Annotated in this window: 18 protein-coding genes; 7 read left to right on the top strand and 11 right to left on the bottom strand. The window is 60.3% G+C overall.

What is annotated here, in order from left to right:
- Positions 1–354 precede the first annotated feature (354 nt).
- The 7 genes from ACP2AV_RS01955 to ACP2AV_RS01925 all read left to right on the top strand — a co-directional run bounded on the left by ACP2AV_RS01955 (position 355) and on the right by ACP2AV_RS01925 (position 7,524).
- Positions 355–2,106: a PHA/PHB synthase family protein gene (locus tag ACP2AV_RS01955; protein ID WP_426370970.1), complete on the top strand. Its 1,752-nt coding sequence runs from the start codon at positions 355–357 to the stop codon at positions 2,104–2,106.
- Positions 2,107–2,112: 6 nt separating this feature from the next.
- Positions 2,113–2,421, top strand: a complete 309-nt coding sequence (locus ACP2AV_RS01950) for a hypothetical protein (RefSeq protein ID WP_426370969.1) — start codon at positions 2,113–2,115, stop codon at positions 2,419–2,421.
- Between the two features lie 18 nt (positions 2,422–2,439).
- On the top strand, positions 2,440–3,627 hold the full coding sequence (locus tag ACP2AV_RS01945) for a thiolase family protein (protein ID WP_426370968.1): 1,188 nt from the start codon (positions 2,440–2,442) through the stop codon (positions 3,625–3,627).
- 40 nt (positions 3,628–3,667) lie between these two features.
- Positions 3,668–4,390, top strand: a complete 723-nt coding sequence (phbB, locus tag ACP2AV_RS01940; RefSeq protein WP_426370967.1) for an acetoacetyl-CoA reductase — start codon at positions 3,668–3,670, stop codon at positions 4,388–4,390.
- 507 nt (positions 4,391–4,897) lie between these two features.
- Positions 4,898–5,848: an alpha/beta hydrolase gene (locus tag ACP2AV_RS01935; protein ID WP_426370966.1), complete on the top strand. Its 951-nt coding sequence runs from the start codon at positions 4,898–4,900 to the stop codon at positions 5,846–5,848.
- A 145-nt stretch (positions 5,849–5,993) separates the two neighbouring features.
- The gene (locus tag ACP2AV_RS01930) at positions 5,994–6,422 is read left to right on the top strand and encodes a hypothetical protein (protein WP_426370965.1); all 429 of its coding nucleotides are present in this window, start codon (positions 5,994–5,996) and stop codon (positions 6,420–6,422) included.
- Positions 6,423–6,669: 247 nt separating this feature from the next.
- A complete protein-coding gene (locus ACP2AV_RS01925) occupies positions 6,670–7,524 on the top strand; it encodes a universal stress protein (protein ID WP_426370964.1) in 855 nt (284 codons plus the stop codon).
- Between the two features lie 167 nt (positions 7,525–7,691).
- On the opposite strand, the gene ACP2AV_RS01920 is transcribed toward ACP2AV_RS01925, so the two are convergent.
- The 11 genes from ACP2AV_RS01920 to ACP2AV_RS01870 all read right to left on the bottom strand — a co-directional run bounded on the left by ACP2AV_RS01920 (position 7,692) and on the right by ACP2AV_RS01870 (position 17,330).
- Positions 7,692–8,900, bottom strand: a complete 1,209-nt coding sequence (locus ACP2AV_RS01920; RefSeq protein ID WP_426370963.1) for an ABC transporter permease — start codon at positions 8,898–8,900, stop codon at positions 7,692–7,694.
- Positions 8,901–8,908: 8 nt separating this feature from the next.
- On the bottom strand, positions 8,909–9,649 hold the full coding sequence (locus ACP2AV_RS01915; RefSeq protein WP_426370962.1) for an ABC transporter ATP-binding protein: 741 nt from the start codon (positions 9,647–9,649) through the stop codon (positions 8,909–8,911).
- 1 nt (position 9,650) lies between these two features.
- A complete protein-coding gene (locus tag ACP2AV_RS01910; RefSeq protein WP_426370961.1) occupies positions 9,651–10,913 on the bottom strand; it encodes an efflux RND transporter periplasmic adaptor subunit in 1,263 nt (420 codons plus the stop codon).
- A gap of 349 nt (positions 10,914–11,262) precedes the next feature.
- Complete coding sequence (locus ACP2AV_RS01905; protein ID WP_426370960.1) at positions 11,263–11,841, bottom strand: hypothetical protein; 579 nt, start codon at positions 11,839–11,841, stop codon at positions 11,263–11,265.
- Positions 11,838–13,703 carry an ATP-dependent zinc metalloprotease FtsH gene (gene ftsH / locus ACP2AV_RS01900; RefSeq protein ID WP_426370959.1) on the bottom strand — a complete coding sequence of 622 codons (1,866 nt, stop codon included), beginning with the start codon at positions 13,701–13,703 and terminating at the stop codon, positions 11,838–11,840. The genes ACP2AV_RS01905 and ftsH overlap by 4 nt, the downstream gene beginning before the upstream one ends.
- A gap of 35 nt (positions 13,704–13,738) precedes the next feature.
- Positions 13,739–14,119, bottom strand: a complete 381-nt coding sequence (locus ACP2AV_RS01895; RefSeq protein ID WP_426370958.1) for a carboxymuconolactone decarboxylase family protein — start codon at positions 14,117–14,119, stop codon at positions 13,739–13,741.
- Between the two features lie 83 nt (positions 14,120–14,202).
- The gene (locus tag ACP2AV_RS01890; RefSeq protein ID WP_426370957.1) at positions 14,203–14,760 is read right to left on the bottom strand and encodes an HdeD family acid-resistance protein; all 558 of its coding nucleotides are present in this window, start codon (positions 14,758–14,760) and stop codon (positions 14,203–14,205) included.
- Between the two features lie 59 nt (positions 14,761–14,819).
- Positions 14,820–15,302, bottom strand: coding sequence for a bacterioferritin (locus ACP2AV_RS01885; RefSeq protein WP_426370956.1), 483 nt, complete (start codon positions 15,300–15,302; stop codon positions 14,820–14,822).
- Between the two features lie 45 nt (positions 15,303–15,347).
- Positions 15,348–15,923, bottom strand: a complete 576-nt coding sequence (locus ACP2AV_RS01880; protein WP_426370955.1) for a hypothetical protein — start codon at positions 15,921–15,923, stop codon at positions 15,348–15,350.
- A 98-nt stretch (positions 15,924–16,021) separates the two neighbouring features.
- On the bottom strand, positions 16,022–16,366 hold the full coding sequence (locus ACP2AV_RS01875; RefSeq protein ID WP_426370954.1) for a chaperone modulator CbpM: 345 nt from the start codon (positions 16,364–16,366) through the stop codon (positions 16,022–16,024).
- A 4-nt stretch (positions 16,367–16,370) separates the two neighbouring features.
- A complete protein-coding gene (locus ACP2AV_RS01870; RefSeq protein WP_426370953.1) occupies positions 16,371–17,330 on the bottom strand; it encodes a DnaJ C-terminal domain-containing protein in 960 nt (319 codons plus the stop codon).
- Positions 17,331–17,387 lie beyond the last annotated feature (57 nt).

The following is a 17,387-nucleotide window of genomic DNA, read 5'->3' as shown; positions in this document are numbered from 1 at the left end:
AGCTGGTGATGACGACATGACGCGTCCGCCTTGGCCATGGCCAAACCTGCGGTCACAAGGATCGGCCAATTCCCTGCCCCCATCGCTGCTGCCCCTGAAGCAACTGGCGTAAGAAGCCCCGTGCATCGTTGCGACCATCGCATCTGACATCTGCACGCGCCTGGCGATTGACGTTCGTCAATCGTCGAATGCTGCGCTGCAGTACCAAGGAAGAAACGCGACCTGTTCGCGCTTTTCAGGATTCTTTGGAAGGGCCAACCGATGGCGGGCGTCACCACACGGCACGATCAGTCTTCACCGCAAACGGGGCCGCGAAAGGCAACCAAATATGCGCCCCAAACAACCGATGCTGCAATGAGCAGCAATCCATTGCCCCACGCACACACGACCATGGAAGAGGCCTTGGACAAAGGGCTCAAGGCGGCGATCGCGAAGTCTACTGCGGGGCTATCGCCCATTGCGCTTGCGGCCGCTTATTCGGACTGGGCCCTGCACCTTGCCACCGCGCCCGGCAAGCAACTTCAACTTGTTGAAAAGGCGGTAAAGAAATCCGGGAAACTGGCCCGCTTTGCAGCCACCTGCGCCATCCATCCGGACGCCCCGCAGACCTGTATCGAACCCTTGCCACAGGACAGGCGGTTTCGCAGCGCGGCCTGGAAGACATGGCCGTACAATGTGATCCATCAGGGCTTTCTGCTGAACCAGCAATGGTGGCACAACGCCACGACCGGCGTCGAAGGCATGACCAAGCAGCACGAGAACGTGATGGAATTCGTCGCGCGCCAGATCCTCGATGTCTTTTCGCCGTCCAATTCCATTCTGACAAACCCGGATGTGTTGCAAAAGACGGTGCAGGGCGGCGGGTGGAACCTTGTGCGCGGCTGGCAGAACATGGTCGAGGACGTCACGCGCGTGAGCACGGGTCAAAAACCCGTCGGAACCGAGGCGTTCAAGGTCGGCCAGAACCTGGCCACCACGCCCGGCAAGGTGGTCTTGCGCAACCGTCTGATCGAACTGATCCAATATGCCCCGACGACCAAAAAGGTGCGCCCCGAGCCGATCCTGATCGTGCCCGCCTGGATCATGAAATATTACATTCTCGATCTGAGCGAGACCAATTCGATGGTCCGATTCCTGACCGATCAGGGCTTTACCGTGTTCATGGTGTCCTGGATGAACCCCGATGCCGAGGACCGCGATCTTGGTATGGACGACTACCTGTCGCACGGGGTGATCGCCGCCTTGGACGCGGTGCAGGCCATTGCGCAAAGCGATCAGGTGCACGCCATCGGTTATTGCCTTGGCGGGACGCTGTTGTCGATTGCGGCGGCTGCGTTGGCACGCGATGGCGACACGCGGCTCAAGACGCTGACCCTGTTGGCCGCGCAAACCGATTTCACCGAAGCCGGCGAATTGCAGCTTTTCATAAACGACAGCCAGCTCACCTTTCTCGAAGACATGATGTGGAACCAGGGCTATCTGGACACCACCCAAATGGCCGGGACGTTTCAGCTGCTGCGGTCAAACGATCTGATCTGGTCCTACATGATCCACGATTACCTGATGGGCGAACGCACCCAGATGATCGACCTGATGGCGTGGAACGCGGATGCCACGCGCATGCCCTACAGGATGCATTCCCAATACCTGCGCCGGCTTTACCTGAACAACGATTTCGCGGAAGGGCGCTATAAAGTGGCGGATCGACCGGTGACGGTGTCTGATATTCGCGCGCCTGTGTTTCTGGTGGGAACCGAACGCGACCACGTGGCGCCGTGGCGTTCGGTTTACAAGTTCAACCTGCTGTCGGACACCGATGTGACGTTCGTGCTGACCAGCGGCGGGCACAACGCGGGCATCGTGTCCGAACCCGGCCATCCCCATCGCCACTACCGCATCGCGACGCGGGCCAAGGACGCGCCCTATACCGGCCCGGATCGCTGGATGGCCGAGAATGACCCCACCGACGGGTCATGGTGGCCGGCGATGAGCGATTGGCTGGCCCAGCATTCCGGCAAGCCGACAGACCCGCCGCCACTGGGCGCAAGCGACGCCGGGTATCGCGCGCTGTGCGACGCCCCCGGCACCTATGTTTTTCAAGAGTGATATCCGATGACGGTCCCCCATACCAAAGGCAAAGGCGGATTGGTTTCGGGGATCGCCAATCGGCTTTCCAATGCGCTCTGTCCCAAGACCGACCGGCATGGCCCGGTCAGCCAATGTTTGGGATCGGGCTATGGGCATTTTTGCGACGGAATCGATGACGCCCCAAGGCGCGCGCCCGAACAAAGCCCCGTGACCCTTGGGGATTTCGGCCAAGTGGCCACCGCCCGTGTCAATAATCTGCCCGCCATGGTTACGGGCGACATCACCTACGTCGATGGCGGCCATCACGTCGCCTCATTAAACAGGAACATTTGAGAACAAAGGATCAGCCCCATGACCAGCACAGACGTCGTCCTCTGCGCCCCGGTGCGCACAGCCATCGGAACCTACGGCGGAACGCTCAAGAACACGCCAGCCACCGATCTGGGCGCGGCCGCGATCAGGGCGTGCCTTGAGCGCGCCGGGCTCGACAGTGCGGCGATCGATGGCGTCGTGATGGGCCAGGTCATCCAGGCCGGGGCCAGGATGAACCCGGCCCGGCAAGCCTCTATCGGGGGCGGCATCCCCGTCGATGTGCCCGCCATGACCGTCAACCGGGTGTGCGGTTCGGGCGCGCAGGCCATCGCCTCGGCCGCACAAGAGGTCTGGCTTGGCAATATCGCCTGCGCCGTGGCGGGCGGTATGGAGAACATGGATCAGGCGCCGTATCTGCTGGATGGCGGGCGGTGGGGTTACCGCATGGGCCCGGCCGAAATTCATGACAGCATGCTGCGCGACGGGCTGAACGACGCCTTTTCGGGCAAGCATTCCGGCTGGCACACCGAAGATCTGGTAGACACATGCCAGATCACCCGCGAGGAACAGGATCAATGGGCCTTACGTTCGCAGCAGCGCTTTGCCGAGGCGCAGGCGGCGGGACGCTTTGAGGACGAGATTACGCCGTTTGACATCAAATCGCGCGGCGGCACGACCGCTTTTGCGAAAGACGAACACAATCGCCCCGAAACGACGGCGCAGTCGCTGGCAAAGCTGCGGCCCGCTTTTCGCAAGGACGGCACCATTACTGCGGGCAACGCCCCCGGTCTGAACAGCGCGGGCGCCGCGATGATCGTGGCCGAACGCGGATGGGCCGAAACACACGGCGCCGCGCCGCTGGTCCGCCTGGTGTCCTATGGTGTTGGCGCGGTCGAGCCGGGCATGTTCGGGCTTGGCCCGGTGCCCGCCGTGCGACAGGCGCTGGATCGTGCGGGCTGGACCGTCGGCGATCTGCAACGGGTTGAAATCAACGAGGCCTTTGCCGTCATCGCCATCGCGGTGGCGCGGGAACTGGACCTGCCGCAGGACGTGGTGAACGTGGAAGGCGGGGCAATTGCCCATGGCCATCCGATCGGGGCGACCGGCGCAATCCTGACCACCCGGCTGGCCCATTCCATGAAGCGCGACGGCATCAAGCGCGGTCTTGTCACGCTCTGCATCGGGGGCGGTCAGGGGATCGCGCTGGCGCTTGAAGTGATCAACTGAGCGGCCCGTCCGCCCCACCCATTTTCAGGAGAATTGACGCATGAAACGTATCGCACTTGTCACCGGAGGCACCAGGGGACTGGGCGCGGAAACCGCAAGAACGCTCAAGGATCGGGGGTTTGAGGTCGCGGTCAATTACTTTGGCGGACATGACACGGCCAAGGCGTTCACCGCCGAAACCGGGATCGCCGCATTCCAATGGGACGTGTCGGATTTCGCAGCCTGCGCCGAGGGCGTGGCGCGGGTTGAGAAAGAGGTTGGGCCAATTGATGTGCTTGTCAACAACGCCGGCATCATCCGCGACGCCACCCTGCACCACATGACGCATGAACAATGGAGCGCGGTGATCAACACCAACCTTGGATCGGTGTTCAACATGTGCCACGCCATCGTGCCGGGAATGCGTGAACGCGGGTTCGGGCGCATTGTCAGCATTTCCTCGATCAACGGTGAAAAAGGGCAGTTCGGTCAAACGAACTATTCGGCCGCCAAGGCCGGGATCATCGGGTTCACCAAGGCACTTGCGTTAGAATCTGCGGCCAAGGGCATCACGGTCAATGCCATCGCGCCCGGCTATTGTGACACCGCCATGGTGGCCGCCGTGCCAAAGGACATCGTGCAGCAGATCATCGACGCAACGCCGGTGGGCCGTCTTGGCCAGCCGCCCGATATCGCGCGCGCGGTTGCCTTTCTTGTCAGTGAGGATGCCGATTTTATCACGGGCGCAACGCTGAACGTGAACGGCGGCAGCTATATGGCCTAAAGCGGCGAAAGCAAAAGCGGCGCCAAATGAGGGACAAGGAACTGACGCGGAGCGCCGTTCTCAGATATCCGGCCGCAAACGGCGCCGCTGAACCGCGCTTCACCGCTTGCACCAATGGCGCCGGGGTGGAAATCGCCCCGCCTTCGTGGGGCGACACCACCGCAACAATCGGCGGCCAGCCGGCGGCACTTGTCGCAGGCAAAGCCTCTGCTGGTGACGCGCTCCGCGCGCAGGCGGTGCAGCAATCCGCGGCTGGTTGGCTGTCTTTGCAAGTTGCAAAGGGGCGCGGGTGTGCCATAAATGCGTCTTTGCCTGCAACAGCGGCATCGGCGACGGAGTGACAGGCTGTGACGTTTCCCAATGCAATCGACAGACGAAATGGTTGAGATGGCCCCAAGTCCCAGCGGTCTGACCCGCCGCGCATTGCTTGGTGGGCTTGGTGGGTCTTTGCTGGCATCGTGTACGCCCCGTGGGCTTCTCGTCGCGACGCCCGACCTTGGCAACGGCATGACCCAAACGCTCTGGGCCGTTTCGGTGGAACCGTCTGCACGGGCCTTGGTCGCGCCTGACTATCGTGACAGGTTCGAATCGATCTCTTCTTTCGCGCGCTATGAGGTCGCGATCCCGCCGAGCCATCGCGTCGGACAGGTGGAATGGCCAACGGTCAAAGGCGACCCTGGCACCAGTTTTGGCATTGCCGATCTGGTCAACCTTGAGGCCGAAGAGCGAATGTTCGAAGAAATCGCCGCGCGGCTGGGGCCAGAAGACGAAATTGGCGTGTTTGTTCATGGCTATAACAACAGCTACTCAGAGGCGCTCTACCGGCATGCGCAGATCGCTTTTGACTATGGGCTGGCGTCACCCCAGATCACCTATGTCTGGCCCTCGGATGGAAAGCCGCTGGGATATGTGGCGGACCGGGACAATGTCCTGATCTCGCGCGATGGTCTTCTGCGCTTTCTCGACCGACTGTCCACACGATTTCCGAACCGTGTCCTTGTCGCGGCCCATTCCATGGGCGCCTTGCTTGTGATGGAGGTCATGCGACAAGCTGCGCTGACCGGGAACACGCTTGCCCAAAGGCTGGCCGGCATGGTCCTTATTTCACCGGACATCGGGATGGATGTCTTTTTGTCCCAGATCGCGCCGCGCGGCACACTTCCGTCAGAAACGATTATCGTTGTTTCGCAAAAAGACCGTCTTTTGCACCTGTCTCAACGTCTGGCCGGCGGCCAGGCCCGTCTGGGCGAAGGCAGCGATATCGAGAAGTTGGAAAGCCTGGACATCGTCGTGATCGATTTGTCTGATGCCCCCGGAGGCGATCCGCGCAACCACCTGACCGCGATGACGTCTCCGACGGCGATCTCGTTTCTGCAAGCGCTGATTGATGACGACACGGTCCTGTCCGACGAGCGGCGCTCGGGCCTGTTGCTGTTGCAGGTCACATCCGCGCTCTGACGCTAGGCGCCCGCATCCGGGCATTGACGTTTGTCAATCAGTACCTCGCCAGAATTGCAATACAGAGCAGGCAACTGTGGATCACACTTGCCCGCCCGCAGGGCGCTGTCGCCCGCCCAATTGCACCGCAAAACAGGAGACGAAAATGACGAACCTCAGCAAGACACTCGCCAGCATGCAAGAGATGGCAAAATCGACGCCATCCGTTTTTGCCGCCGTGCCAGCCATCGGGGTCCAAAGCACCCATTTCTGGCAGGCTCAGGACACGTTTTTGAAAGAACTCGAAAAGTTTTCAAGCGCTTGGTTCAAGCGACGCCACCAAGGAACGCAAACCGCGCTAAAGGCCAGCAAACAATTGGCCGAAGACGCCATCGACAACCCAACGGCCGCGATGGGCATTTTGTCAGGCTGGCAAGCCGATTCGATGGAGCGCCTTGCCGAAGACGCAAAGGACTACATGGAAATGTTGACCGCTTGCGCCGCATCAGCGACCGCAAATGAGGTCGAAGCCGTAGAAGAGAGCGTTGAAACTGTGAAACGCGCGACGAAAACGGTCAAATCGAGCCCGGTTTGATCCCGACGCCACTCTCGTGAACCGGGGCTGACGCCACAGTAGATCTGCAAGGCACTGGCGAATGTCGGCTTTTCGATCAGCCCCCCGGTGCCGGGCGAACGGCCTTTGGGCGTAGTCGCACGCGCGATGACCCAACCGGCGCGACGGACAGGGCCCTGTTGCATGATCCCCGACCGGCAATTGACGAACATCAAAGAACGCTTGGGGACGCGCCCCAGAAGTTCAGGAAAGTCAAAGGAAACTCACCATGAAAAACAGCACGATCCTAATCGCAGTCGGCAAGGACGCCCCCCTTGATGATCTTGCGCGAAAACTGGAAACCATTCGCGCCATCCCGGCGCAGGTCGCCATCGTCATTGTCGGCGAAGTGCCGCAATTCCCCGCTTATGCGGTTGGCGTGGCGCCTTACGGTGGGGTCGATATCCCGCCTGAGTGGCAAGACGCCATGTCCGAAAGCAAAGCCGCGCTGATCGCCAAGCAGGATGCGATCGAAACGCTGCTTCAGCAACACGATATCAAAGGCGGGGTTGCCGTGATCGCCACTGATCCGACACAGCTTTCCGATATCATCGCGCAGCGCGCCATGCTGTGTGATCTTGCGCTGGTCAGCGATGACTTGCGCGACCCCGATTTCCTTTTTCGGCACACCGCCCATGGCATCTTGTTCCAGTCTCCGGTTGGCATGATCCTGAACTCTCCAACAGCAAAAGAGCTTGCACAAGCGCAGCGGATCTTCGTGGCCTGGACTCCGGAATTGCACGCAGCGCGCGCGGTGCATCAGGCCCTGCCCATGTTGCGCCAGGCCGACGAGATCACAATCGGAATGGTGGATCCGGTCATGGCCGCCTATAGCGCCGGCGAAGACCCCGGCGTGGATCTGGCCAAATGGCTGAGCCATCATGGCTGCAAGGTCACGGTTCAGCAGTATCCCAGCGGCGGCCATGAGATTGGGCAGTGCATTTTGGATCGGTCCAAGGAATTCGGCGCTGATCTGATCGTCATGGGCGCCTACAGCCATTCCCGCGCCCGCGAAGCCGTTTTCGGGGGAACAACACGGGCGATCATCGATCAAACGGAACAAGCTGTCTTTCTTGCGCACTGATCAAATCGCCCCGGATCAAACCGTCCCTGATCAAACCGTCCCTGACCGATGATACGCATGGCGCCCGGACCTCTGCCAAGGCCGGGCGCCATTTATTTTGCATTTGGCTGGTGCGGAAATATCCTGAAAAGCGCCCCACACCTGTCCCCCACACCTGCCGTTTCGTGTCACTGATGGCGCAGGGCCTCGATCGGGTCCAGGCGCGCGGCGCGGCGCGCGGGGAAATACCCAAAGATCACCCCTACGGCTGCTGAAAACAGGAACGCAATCGCCACGACGATCGGGTCGGGACTGAACGGAATAGCCATAAAGCTGGCGGCCGCTGCGGCAAGCCCAAGGCCCAGCAGAATACCCACGATGCCGCCAATCATCGACAGCACGATCGCTTCGACCAGGAATTGCAGCAAGACCTGATTTGCAGTGGCGCCGACGGCCAGGCGGATGCCGATTTCACGGGTGCGTTCGGTCACGGACACCAGCATGATGTTCATGATCCCGATCCCGCCGACCAAAAGGCTGACAGCCGCCACGGCCGATAGCAGGCCCGTCAGCACATCGGTGATCCCTGTCAGCATCGACGCCATCTGCTTCATGTCGCGCACGTTGAAATCGTCTTCTTCACCGTCGCCGATCCGGCGGCGTTCGCGCATCAGCGCTTCGATATCGACCAGGGTTCGATCGGTCGACACGTTGGTCGCCGCCGCGACATAGATCATGGAAATGTCCGACGACCCCGTGACCCGGCGTTGAAACGCTTTGATCGGCATCAGCACGATATCGTCCTGATCCGAGCCAAAGCTTGAGGCCCCCTTGGCTTCGAGCAGGCCGATCACTTCGCACGACACGTTGTTGAGACGTATCTTTTCGCCAATCGGGTCGGTATTGCCGAACAATTCCTGGCGCACCGTTTCGCCGATGATGCAAACGGCTTTGCCCGAGCTTTCCTCGGTGGGTAGAAACCCGCGCCCCAGCACGATTGGCCAATCCACCACGTCCAGATACCGTTTATCGGTGCCCGCCACCGAGGTGCGGGTGTCTTCGGTGCCAAAAACGGCATTCAGGCTGGTCTGGTTGTAGGGGGCGGCGGTGCGCACGCTGGAAAGCTGATCGATCAGCGCCTCGACATCCTTGAGATCCAGCGGCGCCGAGACGGAATTATTGCCCGGCCCGCCCTGGCCAGAGCCGGGCATCACCATCAAGACGTTTGTGCCCAGCTTGGCGACATCCTCGGTCACCTGATCCGAACTGCCTTGCCCGACCGTGACCATGGCGATCACGGCGGCCACGCCGATGACAATACCCAAGACTGTCAGGATCGAGCGCAAAGTGTTGCGAAAGATCGCCTGGATCGCCAGACGGATTGTTTCCCAGATCATGCCCCCGATCATGCGCTGTGCCTTTCGTGATCGAACACCTCGTCAGGCGGGCCGTCGCGTTCGACCCGGCCATCGACCATCCAGATGACGCGTTGGGTGTAAGCGGCCATGTCTTCCTCGTGGGTGACCATGACAATGGTGATGTGGTCGCGTTCGTTGAGCTGCTTCAGCAGTTCCATGATTTCCACCGACAGTTTTGTATCAAGATTGCCCGTCGGCTCATCCGCCAGAATGACCTGTGGACTGCCGACCAAAGCGCGGGCGATAGCCGCGCGCTGCTGCTGGCCGCCCGACAACTGGGATGGATCGTGGTGTTCGCGCCCCTTCAGCCCGACCTTTGCCAAGGCATCCAGCGCTTGTGCACGCCTTTCGGCGGCGGGAACGCCCTTGTAGATCAGCGGCAATTCCACATTATCCAGCGCCGAGGTGCGCGGCAGCAGGTTGAACCCCTGAAACACGAACCCCAAGTAGTTGCGACGCAGGATTGCGCGCTGGTCTTTGGTCAGATTTCCGACCTGCACGCCGTTGAACAGATATTCACCGCTGGTCGGTCGGTCGAGGCAGCCGATCATGTTCATCGCCGTCGATTTGCCCGACCCCGACGGCCCCATGATCGCCACGAACTCTCCCTTTTCGATCGACAGGCTGACCCCGTCCATGGCGCGCACTTCTGCTTCGCCGTGGCCATAGGTTTTCACGATGTTGCGCAGCGCGATAACGGGCACGCTGGCGTCCTTTTCATCGGCCATCCTAATTGCCTTCGATCATATCGGTGATGACCTGATCGCCGCTTGCCAGATCGCCGCCGGTGACAATGGTTTGCAAGCCGTCGCTGTCACCTGTTTCAACGGGGATCTCGATCGCCGCGCCATCGCGAAGCACCCAAACCGTGCTGTTGGACACCGCCCGCGCATTGTCGCCGCGGTTGCGCGACGGCATGACCAGGCCCAACAAGCCGCCGCCACTGCTGTCATTCCCCGACGCTTCCACTTCGATCACTTGCGGCGGGGCAAAACGCAGCGCGGCATTGGGCACCAGCAACACGTCGTCATACTGCGCGACAATCACATCCGCGGTCGCCGTCATGCCGGGGCGCAACAACAGATCGTCATTCTCGACCGACAGGATCGCCTTGTAGGTGACCAGACCATCCGTGCTTTCGGACGCATAGCGCACCATGGATATCTGGGCCGGAAACAGCATGTCATCATAGGCATCGACGGTGAAACTAGCCTTGTCCCCCACTTTGATGCGCCCGATATCAGCTTCGGCCACGTCAACCTGCAGCTCCATCTGGGTCAGATCCTCGGCGATGGAAAACAGCTCGGGCGCTGACAGGCTGGCGGCCACGATCTGCCCGGCATCAACCGAGCGGTCCAGCACGACACCGTTGATCGGGGATACGATGGTGGCCTTGCTGAGAATTGCCTGCTGCGATTCCAACTGGGCCTGCGCCAGATCCACGTTGGCCTTGGCGCTGGCAACACTGGAGCGCGCGCGCTGCAAAGCCGCCTTGGATGCGGTCAGGTTGGCCTGCGTGGTCACGCCGCGCTCATCCAGCTCGCGGACCATATCGTAGTTCGTTTGCGCTTCAAACAGGCTGGCGCGGGCGCTGGCCAGCTGCGCTTCGGCGGCTGCGTGACTGGCGATCTGGACAGCCAACTGTGCATCCAACTGCACCGTGTCCAACCTTGCCAGCACCTGACCGGCTTCGACGGTATCGTTATAATCCACCAGGACTTCGGCGATCGTTCCCGACAGTTCAGATGAAATTTCCACCTTGTTGGTCGGTTCGATCGTGCCTGTCGCCGAAACGCTGACCGTCAGGTCGCCGCGGCTGACCGGTTCTGTGAGGTATGTTACCTGGGCGCGTTCTTCGGCGCCGCGCATCCACCAGACGCCGAGCGCCGCGACCAAGACCGCGGCGCCGATCCATCCGGCCCATTTCAGGGGATGGTGTTTTGTTTTTCCGACACCGAGTGCGGCCTCGATTTCACGCTGAGTTTCGTTCATTCGCTGATCCAATTGAGCATTTGCACAGGTGCTACTGCAGCCGTGCGGTAAAGAATTGACCAAAGTCATTCTACGAAACAGGGGGAAATTCCCGTCGTTTCTTTTTTAATTTTCGATCACATGACCATCCTTTCATACACCGCGACCGACTGGAACGACCGGCAGAACATGGGTTCGCGCCAAGCCCTTGCGTGCGTTTGGGAACAGTGTGTTCGATCTTTGGGGATCCATCCCGGCGCGCAGCCAACTTCTGCGTCAGTACTTCTGCGTCAGTGAAGGTTCGCCGCGCTTTGACGGAAAGGCTCGGCTGCCCCGGGCAGCTATCCTGCTGCCGGGCGCAATCGGTGCCCTATTTGGTCGCTTCGTGCAGGTTTTTCTTTCGGCGTATGAACCCTTCCGCATCGCCGTATTCGACAAATTCAGGATAGTGCCCATGGGGCCGCTTGATGCGCGCGGCATGTTTTATTGGGCACCAGTGCGCTTCGGTTCTGGCCGCGATTTCACCCGCATAGGCCAGCAGACCGTTCCCATATCCACAATACATGCAGTTCAGTTTCTCCAGGCCGTTCAAATAGGCGAGTTGGCCGCGATCGAGTGAAATGTAATCAGTACGGCGGACCTTTTCGATCCTGTAGACCGGGAAGCAGATCGCCTGATAAAGCGCCACGACCAAGTCCAGAAGAACAAGCGGCACAATGACCGAATAGATCACCGGCGCGGTCAGGACGACCATGGGCCGGGCCCCGGACAGATAGGACGATAGCGTTTGGCGCAGCGCAAGATGGCGGTCTCTCGCCTCTTTCTCGAACACAACGCGGTGCTTTTTGACGGTATATTTGACGACGGTTCGCCGCTGGTCGAATTCTTCCTCAAGTTCTGATTCCAGATCGCGGATGCGCTGGACCAGGCTGGAAACCTTGTCGGTCATTGTACGCCCCCCTCAGCTTTCCCTGTGTCCAACGGGGCCGCCTGATCCGCCGCGGGCGCGTCGGTTTTGCGCGAAATCGGCGGAAAATCCTCTGGCGTTAGGGTCTCACGCTCAAGCAACATCTGCGCCCCGGCCTTGAGATCCGCCAGATGCGCGTCCAAGACCGTTGTCGCCTGTTCAAAGGCCGCTTCAAGCAGGGCACGCACCGCGAGGTCTATTTCGCGCGCGGTCTGTTCGGAATAATCCTTGGCCGCCAGCATGGCCCCTTGTTGGTTGAGGTACTGTCCCGGTTTGTCTTCCAGAACAGCCTGACCGACGTCAGACGACATCCCGAACCGGGTCACGCATTCGCGCGCGATGTCTGTCGCCTTGGCCAGATCGTCGGAGGCGCCAGTCGAAACTTCGTCGAAGATCAACGCCTCTGCGGCGCGCCCCGCCATCAACACGGCCATGCGGTCTTTCAATTCGGAAAATGTGATCAGAAAACGATCCTCGGTCGGGCGTTGCATGGTATAGCCCAGCGCGCCGATCGAGCGCGGAATGATTGACACCTTGTGGACCGGGTCAGCATGGACAACATGCGCCGCGACCAGGGCGTGACCCATTTCGTGATGGGCAACGCGCGTGCGCTCGGCTTCACCCAGAACCCGCGATTTGCGTTCGACCCCGGCCACGATCCGCTCAACCGCAGCGGTAAGATCGGCCATAGTCACCTTGTCGCCGTTCCGCCGGGTCGCGACGATGGCCGCTTCGTTCATCAGGTTGGCAAGATCGGCGCCGGTAAAGCCCGTGGTGATCGCGGCCACCTGATCCAGATCGACGTCGTCGCCAAGGGCAATGCCTTTGGCGTGAACCTTCAAAATCGCCGTCCTGCCCTTGCGCTCGGGCCGGTCCACGACGATTTGCCGGTCAAACCGACCTGCCCGCAACAGCGCGGCATCCAACACCTCGGGCCGGTTCGTCGCCGCCAGAAGGACAATTCCCACCCGCGGATCGAACCCGTCAAGTTCGGACAGAAGCTGGTTCAGCGTCTGTTCTTTTTCATCACCGCCGCCGTAGCCCGATACGGCGGATCGCGTGCGCCCGAGCGCGTCCAATTCATCGATGAAGATGATGCAAGGTGCGGCCTGACGCGCCTGTTCAAACAGATCGCGCACACGCGCAGCCCCCACGCCCACGAACATTTCGACGAATTCCGACCCCGAGATCGAGAAGAACGGCACGCCCGCCTCGCCCGCCACGGCGCGTGCCAGAAGCGTCTTGCCTGTTCCGGGTGGACCAACCAGCAGGATACCTTTGGGAATATGCGCCCCAAGACGTCCGTATTTTTCCTTGTCCCTGAGGAACGAAACAATTTCCTGCAGTTCTTCCTTGGCCTCATCGACCCCGGCGACGTCTTCAAACGTGACGCCGGTTTTCGTTTCAAGATAAACCTTGGCCTTCGACTTGCCGATATTTACGAGACTTCCGAACCCCTGAGACCCGGACATCCGGCGCATCAGGATCATCCACAAACCAAAGAACAACAGGACAGGCAGCACCCACGACAACAACGTCGTCAGCCAGGTTTGATCCGACGCCCCGTTGATGAGAACATCGTATTGCGCCAATTCGGACGCGAAATCAGGATCGACACGGCGCACAAGGAAATGCGTGCGCCCATCCACCGGTTCATTGAAGCGACCTTCGATCAAGCTTTCCGTCACGGTCAGTTCGGCGACGGTGCCTTGTTCCAGATTGTCGATGAAATCACTGTACGACAGCGTCACGACATCGCGATATCCGATCCAGGCCTGTATCCCAAGCCAGATCAGGGCCGCGATCAGCCAATAGCTCCAGTTGAACTGTCTTCGCTTTTCCATCGATGTTTTCCTCAGGGTCGTGACGGCACGGCCACCTATGTGGCGGCGGCTTTGCGGCCAGCGGCCTCATCAAAGGCCTGCAGTGCTTTCGCCCCGTAGACCGAGGCGGGCCCGCCCCCCATCAAGATGGCAACCCCGATCATTTCGGCCACTTCGCGCCGCGTGGCACCGGCTTTTACCACGGCTTGGGAATGATGCGCGATGCAGCCATCGCAGCGGTCAGCGATCGCGATCGCAAAGGCGATCAGTTCTTTGGTCTTGGTGGGCAGCGCACCGTCGGTGGTGGCCTCCATCACCAAACGCCCGAAAGCTGCGGTCGTTTCGGGGATTTCGTCGGTCAGTTCAGCATATCCCGCGTGATATTCGCTGGCGATCTTCGCATAATGTTCCACGTTATACTCCTTTCCATTGGTCATGTTCTTGCCTTGCGCGCGAAACGCAGCGGCGTTTGTTGGCGATCATTGCGCGCCCCGGCGCGGTATGAGGTGGGTGCGTGTTGTCAGGCATCTGGCCGCACCGAAACGGCAATCAGAACCATGGAAATGCCGGTGCTGACGAAATCAATGCCGAACAAGATCCCAAGGACCACCGCAGACGCTTCCGGCAGCGCCACAAGGACAAACAATCCCAACGCGATGCTGACCACAGCCGACGCCAGCAGCCATCCCCAGCCAGGCGCGGGGCGTACCCAGAACGCGTAAGAGGATTGCGCAAACCCCGACAGCAGGAAAAAGATGCCCACCAACACCGTCAACGCGATCAGACCTTGCGCGGGGAACACGATCAGAAGCGCGCCTGCCACCAGCGGGACAAGGCCGCCGACAAGCTGCCAGGCAAACAGGCCCGTCCCCCGGAACGTGAATGCCGAGGCAACCGCAACGACGCCGCTTATGAACAAGAGCCAGCCGATCAGGATGCCGATGATCAGCGAACTGAGCACCGGCAAGATCAGTGCCCCGACCCCCAGGACGATCATCACGATCCCGATCCAGAGCCAGATTTTTCGCAATCGCGCCAAGATGGTTTCGGGCTGGGCCCTATTGGAATTGACTGCCATTTTCGATCGTGGCCTCCTTGGGAAAGCGGCGCGCTCGGCGCCGATGATGATACGCTTGGCTAGTCGGTTTCGGGCTGGCCGACTTGCATCGCGATGAAGGCGGGTTCGCCCATACGCCGCAAGAGTGACAGTTGCAGTTCGAGCCAGGCGACATGGCCCTCTTCGTCCATTGCAGTGCGCTCGAACAGGTTGCGCGTGCCGATATCTTCGGCCTGATCCGCTGCCCGCGCCGCACGCGAATAGAATTTGACGGCGTCTTTTTCGTCAGCCAGATCCGCCTCGAACATGTCCTGCAGGGATTGCGCCTGGGCCGGGACCTTTGCGGGTTTCATTTCCGGGACACCCCCGAGGAAAATCATGCGCCGGGCATATTCTTCGGCATGCCCCAGTTCTTCATGCATCTCGGAGCGCATCTTTTCGGCCAGTTTGTCCAGGCCCCAATCATCGGTTGTCAGAATATGCAACAGATACTGGCTCACTGCGGCCAGTTCCATCGACAGCGCCGTCTGCAGGTTTTCCAGCGTCTTGCTTTTGTCAGTCATGTTCTTGTCCTTTTCAGTTTGATGCCATTCATCAATGGCGGCACGCTATTCGCTCCAGCTGTGTACATGAACATCCCGGCCCGAATGGCCTTTCAGGATCTTCACCGCCAAATCCTCTTTGGTCTTGTCGGCGGTCCTGACCCAAAGAAGGATGCCGCCATTGCGGATTTGGTCGGCATAATAATCCTTGTGATGCTTGCCGACGCGCCGCGCCAGAAGCGCGCCGATGACCGCAGCCGGGCCGCCGCCGATCGCGATGGCGGCGATTGACGCGGCCAGTGCCGACAGCGGTGTCAACATGGCAGCCATCGCGATGTAAGATCCAAGAAAAAAGAAGCCGCCCGTAATCGCCCCTTCCAGTTCACCAATCGCCTCTTCGGATACAAAGGCTGCACGCGGCGCGTCGGGGTTATCCTCCAGATCCTCGGCGCGCCAATAGGCCGATCCGAGCTTTTCGGTCATCGCATCCTTGCTTCCCAGCAGGCTGATGTCGTAGCGACTGAAACCGGCCATGCGCAGATCATAAATCGCCTGCTGCAGCGTGTCGAAACTGTCGAAAACACCGACGGCTTCGGGAACGTTGATATAGGTGGTAGGGTGAGTATTCTGTTCGATGGGCATGTCCGGACTCCTGCGGTCTTGTTGCTGTTTAGCTGGTCGTGGTCGCTGGCGATTGACGTTCATCAATCGTCGAACATGAGGCCGGGTCGTAATCGGTGCTAGCGCTGCGGCCCCGGCTGCCAGATCGAAAGTGCGGCTTCTTCATCAAACTGAGATAGCCTCCGCTTGAGGGCCGCGTTTTCCTCGACCAACACAAGGACGATGGCGACCCCCGCAAGGTTGAGCGCCAAGTCCTTTTGCAGCCGCCGGACACGGTGCACCACGGCAATGCTCGCACCAGCGAACCGCCACACGGACGGATCAGGCCCCTCTGGTTCCAGAATGCCCTCGTCGACCAACTCGATCACCCAATCGGCCGAGCACCCGCCCAGCCGGCATAGTTCTTTCAACGTGACCGAGGTCACGATTTCTCCTGTTGGAACCAGTTCATTGTCTGAAGCCATCGTCCTAGCCCTTCCGTCCCGCGCGCGGATCATAGTCCATCTCGCGTGCCATCTGTTCGTAAAGCTGCCGCGCTTTTTCAGTTTCTGTTGGCGGTATGACGATCTTGACCACCGCAAAGAGATCGCCCGGCGGGTTCCCCGGTATGCCCCGCCCTTTGAGACGCATCTTTCTGCCCGTCTGAGAATGCTTTGGCACCGTCAGTTGCACGGGGCCGCCGGGCGCGTCCAAATCGACGCGCGCGCCAAGGGCGGCCTCCCACGGGGTGACGGGCAGATCCATGATCACATCCTTACCCTCAAGGCGAATTCCTGGCGTCGGTTTGATCGCAACCTCAAGATAAAGATCACCCGCTGGCCCCTTGCCAAGGCCGGGTGATCCCTGCCCGGCCAACCGGATATGCTGCCCATCGTACACGCCCTTGGGGATGGACACCCGGATGGTCCTTTCCTTCAGAACGACATGACCGGACGCATCAAGTTCGGGCTTGCGCAACCCGACGTCCATTGACCCGCCCTTGTAGGCGGCTTCCAGATCAATCGAGATCTTCGCGTGATGATCCTGACCTGCCGCATGAAACTGCCCTGCGCCGCGCATGTCTGGCCGGGCCCGACCACGCCGGGCGAACAATTCGTCAAAGAACGCGCCAAATTGATCGGGGTCGGCTTCGGTATATCCGCCCCCCGAAAATTCGAACCCTTCGTCCCAGTCAGGGGGTGGGCGGAAGGATTGTCCGTCTTTCCAATTGGCGCCAAGCCGGTCGTAGGCGGCCCGCTTTTCAGGATCCTGCAAGACTTCGTAAGCCTCACCAACGTCCTTGAATTTTTGCTCTGCATCGCCAGCATCAGGACCGGTGTTCACATCCGGATGATACTTGCGCACCAGTTTGCGATAGGCGCGCTTGATCTCATCCTGCGATGCGTCGCGCTCAACTTGAAGCGTCTTGTAGTAGTCCTTGAATTCCATGGTCCACCGTTTTCCCTGGGTTCAAGTGCAGCCCGCAGGCGGGCAATCTTTGATCAA

The organism is Aliiroseovarius sp. PTFE2010 (assembly GCF_049943335.1).
Lineage (GTDB): Bacteria > Pseudomonadota > Alphaproteobacteria > Rhodobacterales > Rhodobacteraceae > JBNFVY01.
Note: the sequence above shows the minus strand (reverse complement) of the source record. Positions and strands in the feature narration are given on the sequence as shown.

Excerpts from the sequence above, each read along its gene's own strand:
- ACP2AV_RS01875 (WP_426370954.1), bottom strand. The coding sequence starts at position 16,366 with ATGGCTTCAGACAATGAACTGGTTCCAACAGGAGAAATCGTGACCTCG.
- ACP2AV_RS01870 (WP_426370953.1), bottom strand. The coding sequence starts at position 17,330 with ATGGAATTCAAGGACTACTACAAGACGCTTCAAGTTGAGCGCGACGCA.
- ACP2AV_RS01925 (WP_426370964.1), top strand. The coding sequence starts at position 6,670 with ATGAAAAACAGCACGATCCTAATCGCAGTCGGCAAGGACGCCCCCCTT.
- ACP2AV_RS01880 (WP_426370955.1), bottom strand. The coding sequence starts at position 15,923 with ATGCCCATCGAACAGAATACTCACCCTACCACCTATATCAACGTTCCC.
- phbB (WP_426370967.1), top strand. The coding sequence starts at position 3,668 with ATGAAACGTATCGCACTTGTCACCGGAGGCACCAGGGGACTGGGCGCG.
- ACP2AV_RS01890 (WP_426370957.1), bottom strand. The coding sequence starts at position 14,760 with ATGGCAGTCAATTCCAATAGGGCCCAGCCCGAAACCATCTTGGCGCGA.
- ACP2AV_RS01895 (WP_426370958.1), bottom strand. The coding sequence starts at position 14,119 with ATGACCAATGGAAAGGAGTATAACGTGGAACATTATGCGAAGATCGCC.
- ACP2AV_RS01945 (WP_426370968.1), top strand. The coding sequence starts at position 2,440 with ATGACCAGCACAGACGTCGTCCTCTGCGCCCCGGTGCGCACAGCCATC.
- ACP2AV_RS01910 (WP_426370961.1), bottom strand. The coding sequence starts at position 10,913 with ATGAACGAAACTCAGCGTGAAATCGAGGCCGCACTCGGTGTCGGAAAA.
- ACP2AV_RS01885 (WP_426370956.1), bottom strand. The coding sequence starts at position 15,302 with ATGACTGACAAAAGCAAGACGCTGGAAAACCTGCAGACGGCGCTGTCG.
- ACP2AV_RS01935 (WP_426370966.1), top strand. The coding sequence starts at position 4,898 with ATGACCCAAACGCTCTGGGCCGTTTCGGTGGAACCGTCTGCACGGGCC.
- ACP2AV_RS01905 (WP_426370960.1), bottom strand. The coding sequence starts at position 11,841 with ATGACCGACAAGGTTTCCAGCCTGGTCCAGCGCATCCGCGATCTGGAA.
- ACP2AV_RS01920 (WP_426370963.1), bottom strand. The coding sequence starts at position 8,900 with ATGATCTGGGAAACAATCCGTCTGGCGATCCAGGCGATCTTTCGCAAC.
- ACP2AV_RS01930 (WP_426370965.1), top strand. The coding sequence starts at position 5,994 with ATGACGAACCTCAGCAAGACACTCGCCAGCATGCAAGAGATGGCAAAA.
- ACP2AV_RS01955 (WP_426370970.1), top strand. The coding sequence starts at position 355 with ATGAGCAGCAATCCATTGCCCCACGCACACACGACCATGGAAGAGGCC.
- ftsH (WP_426370959.1), bottom strand. The coding sequence starts at position 13,703 with ATGGAAAAGCGAAGACAGTTCAACTGGAGCTATTGGCTGATCGCGGCC.
- ACP2AV_RS01950 (WP_426370969.1), top strand. The coding sequence starts at position 2,113 with ATGACGGTCCCCCATACCAAAGGCAAAGGCGGATTGGTTTCGGGGATC.
- ACP2AV_RS01915 (WP_426370962.1), bottom strand. The coding sequence starts at position 9,649 with ATGGCCGATGAAAAGGACGCCAGCGTGCCCGTTATCGCGCTGCGCAAC.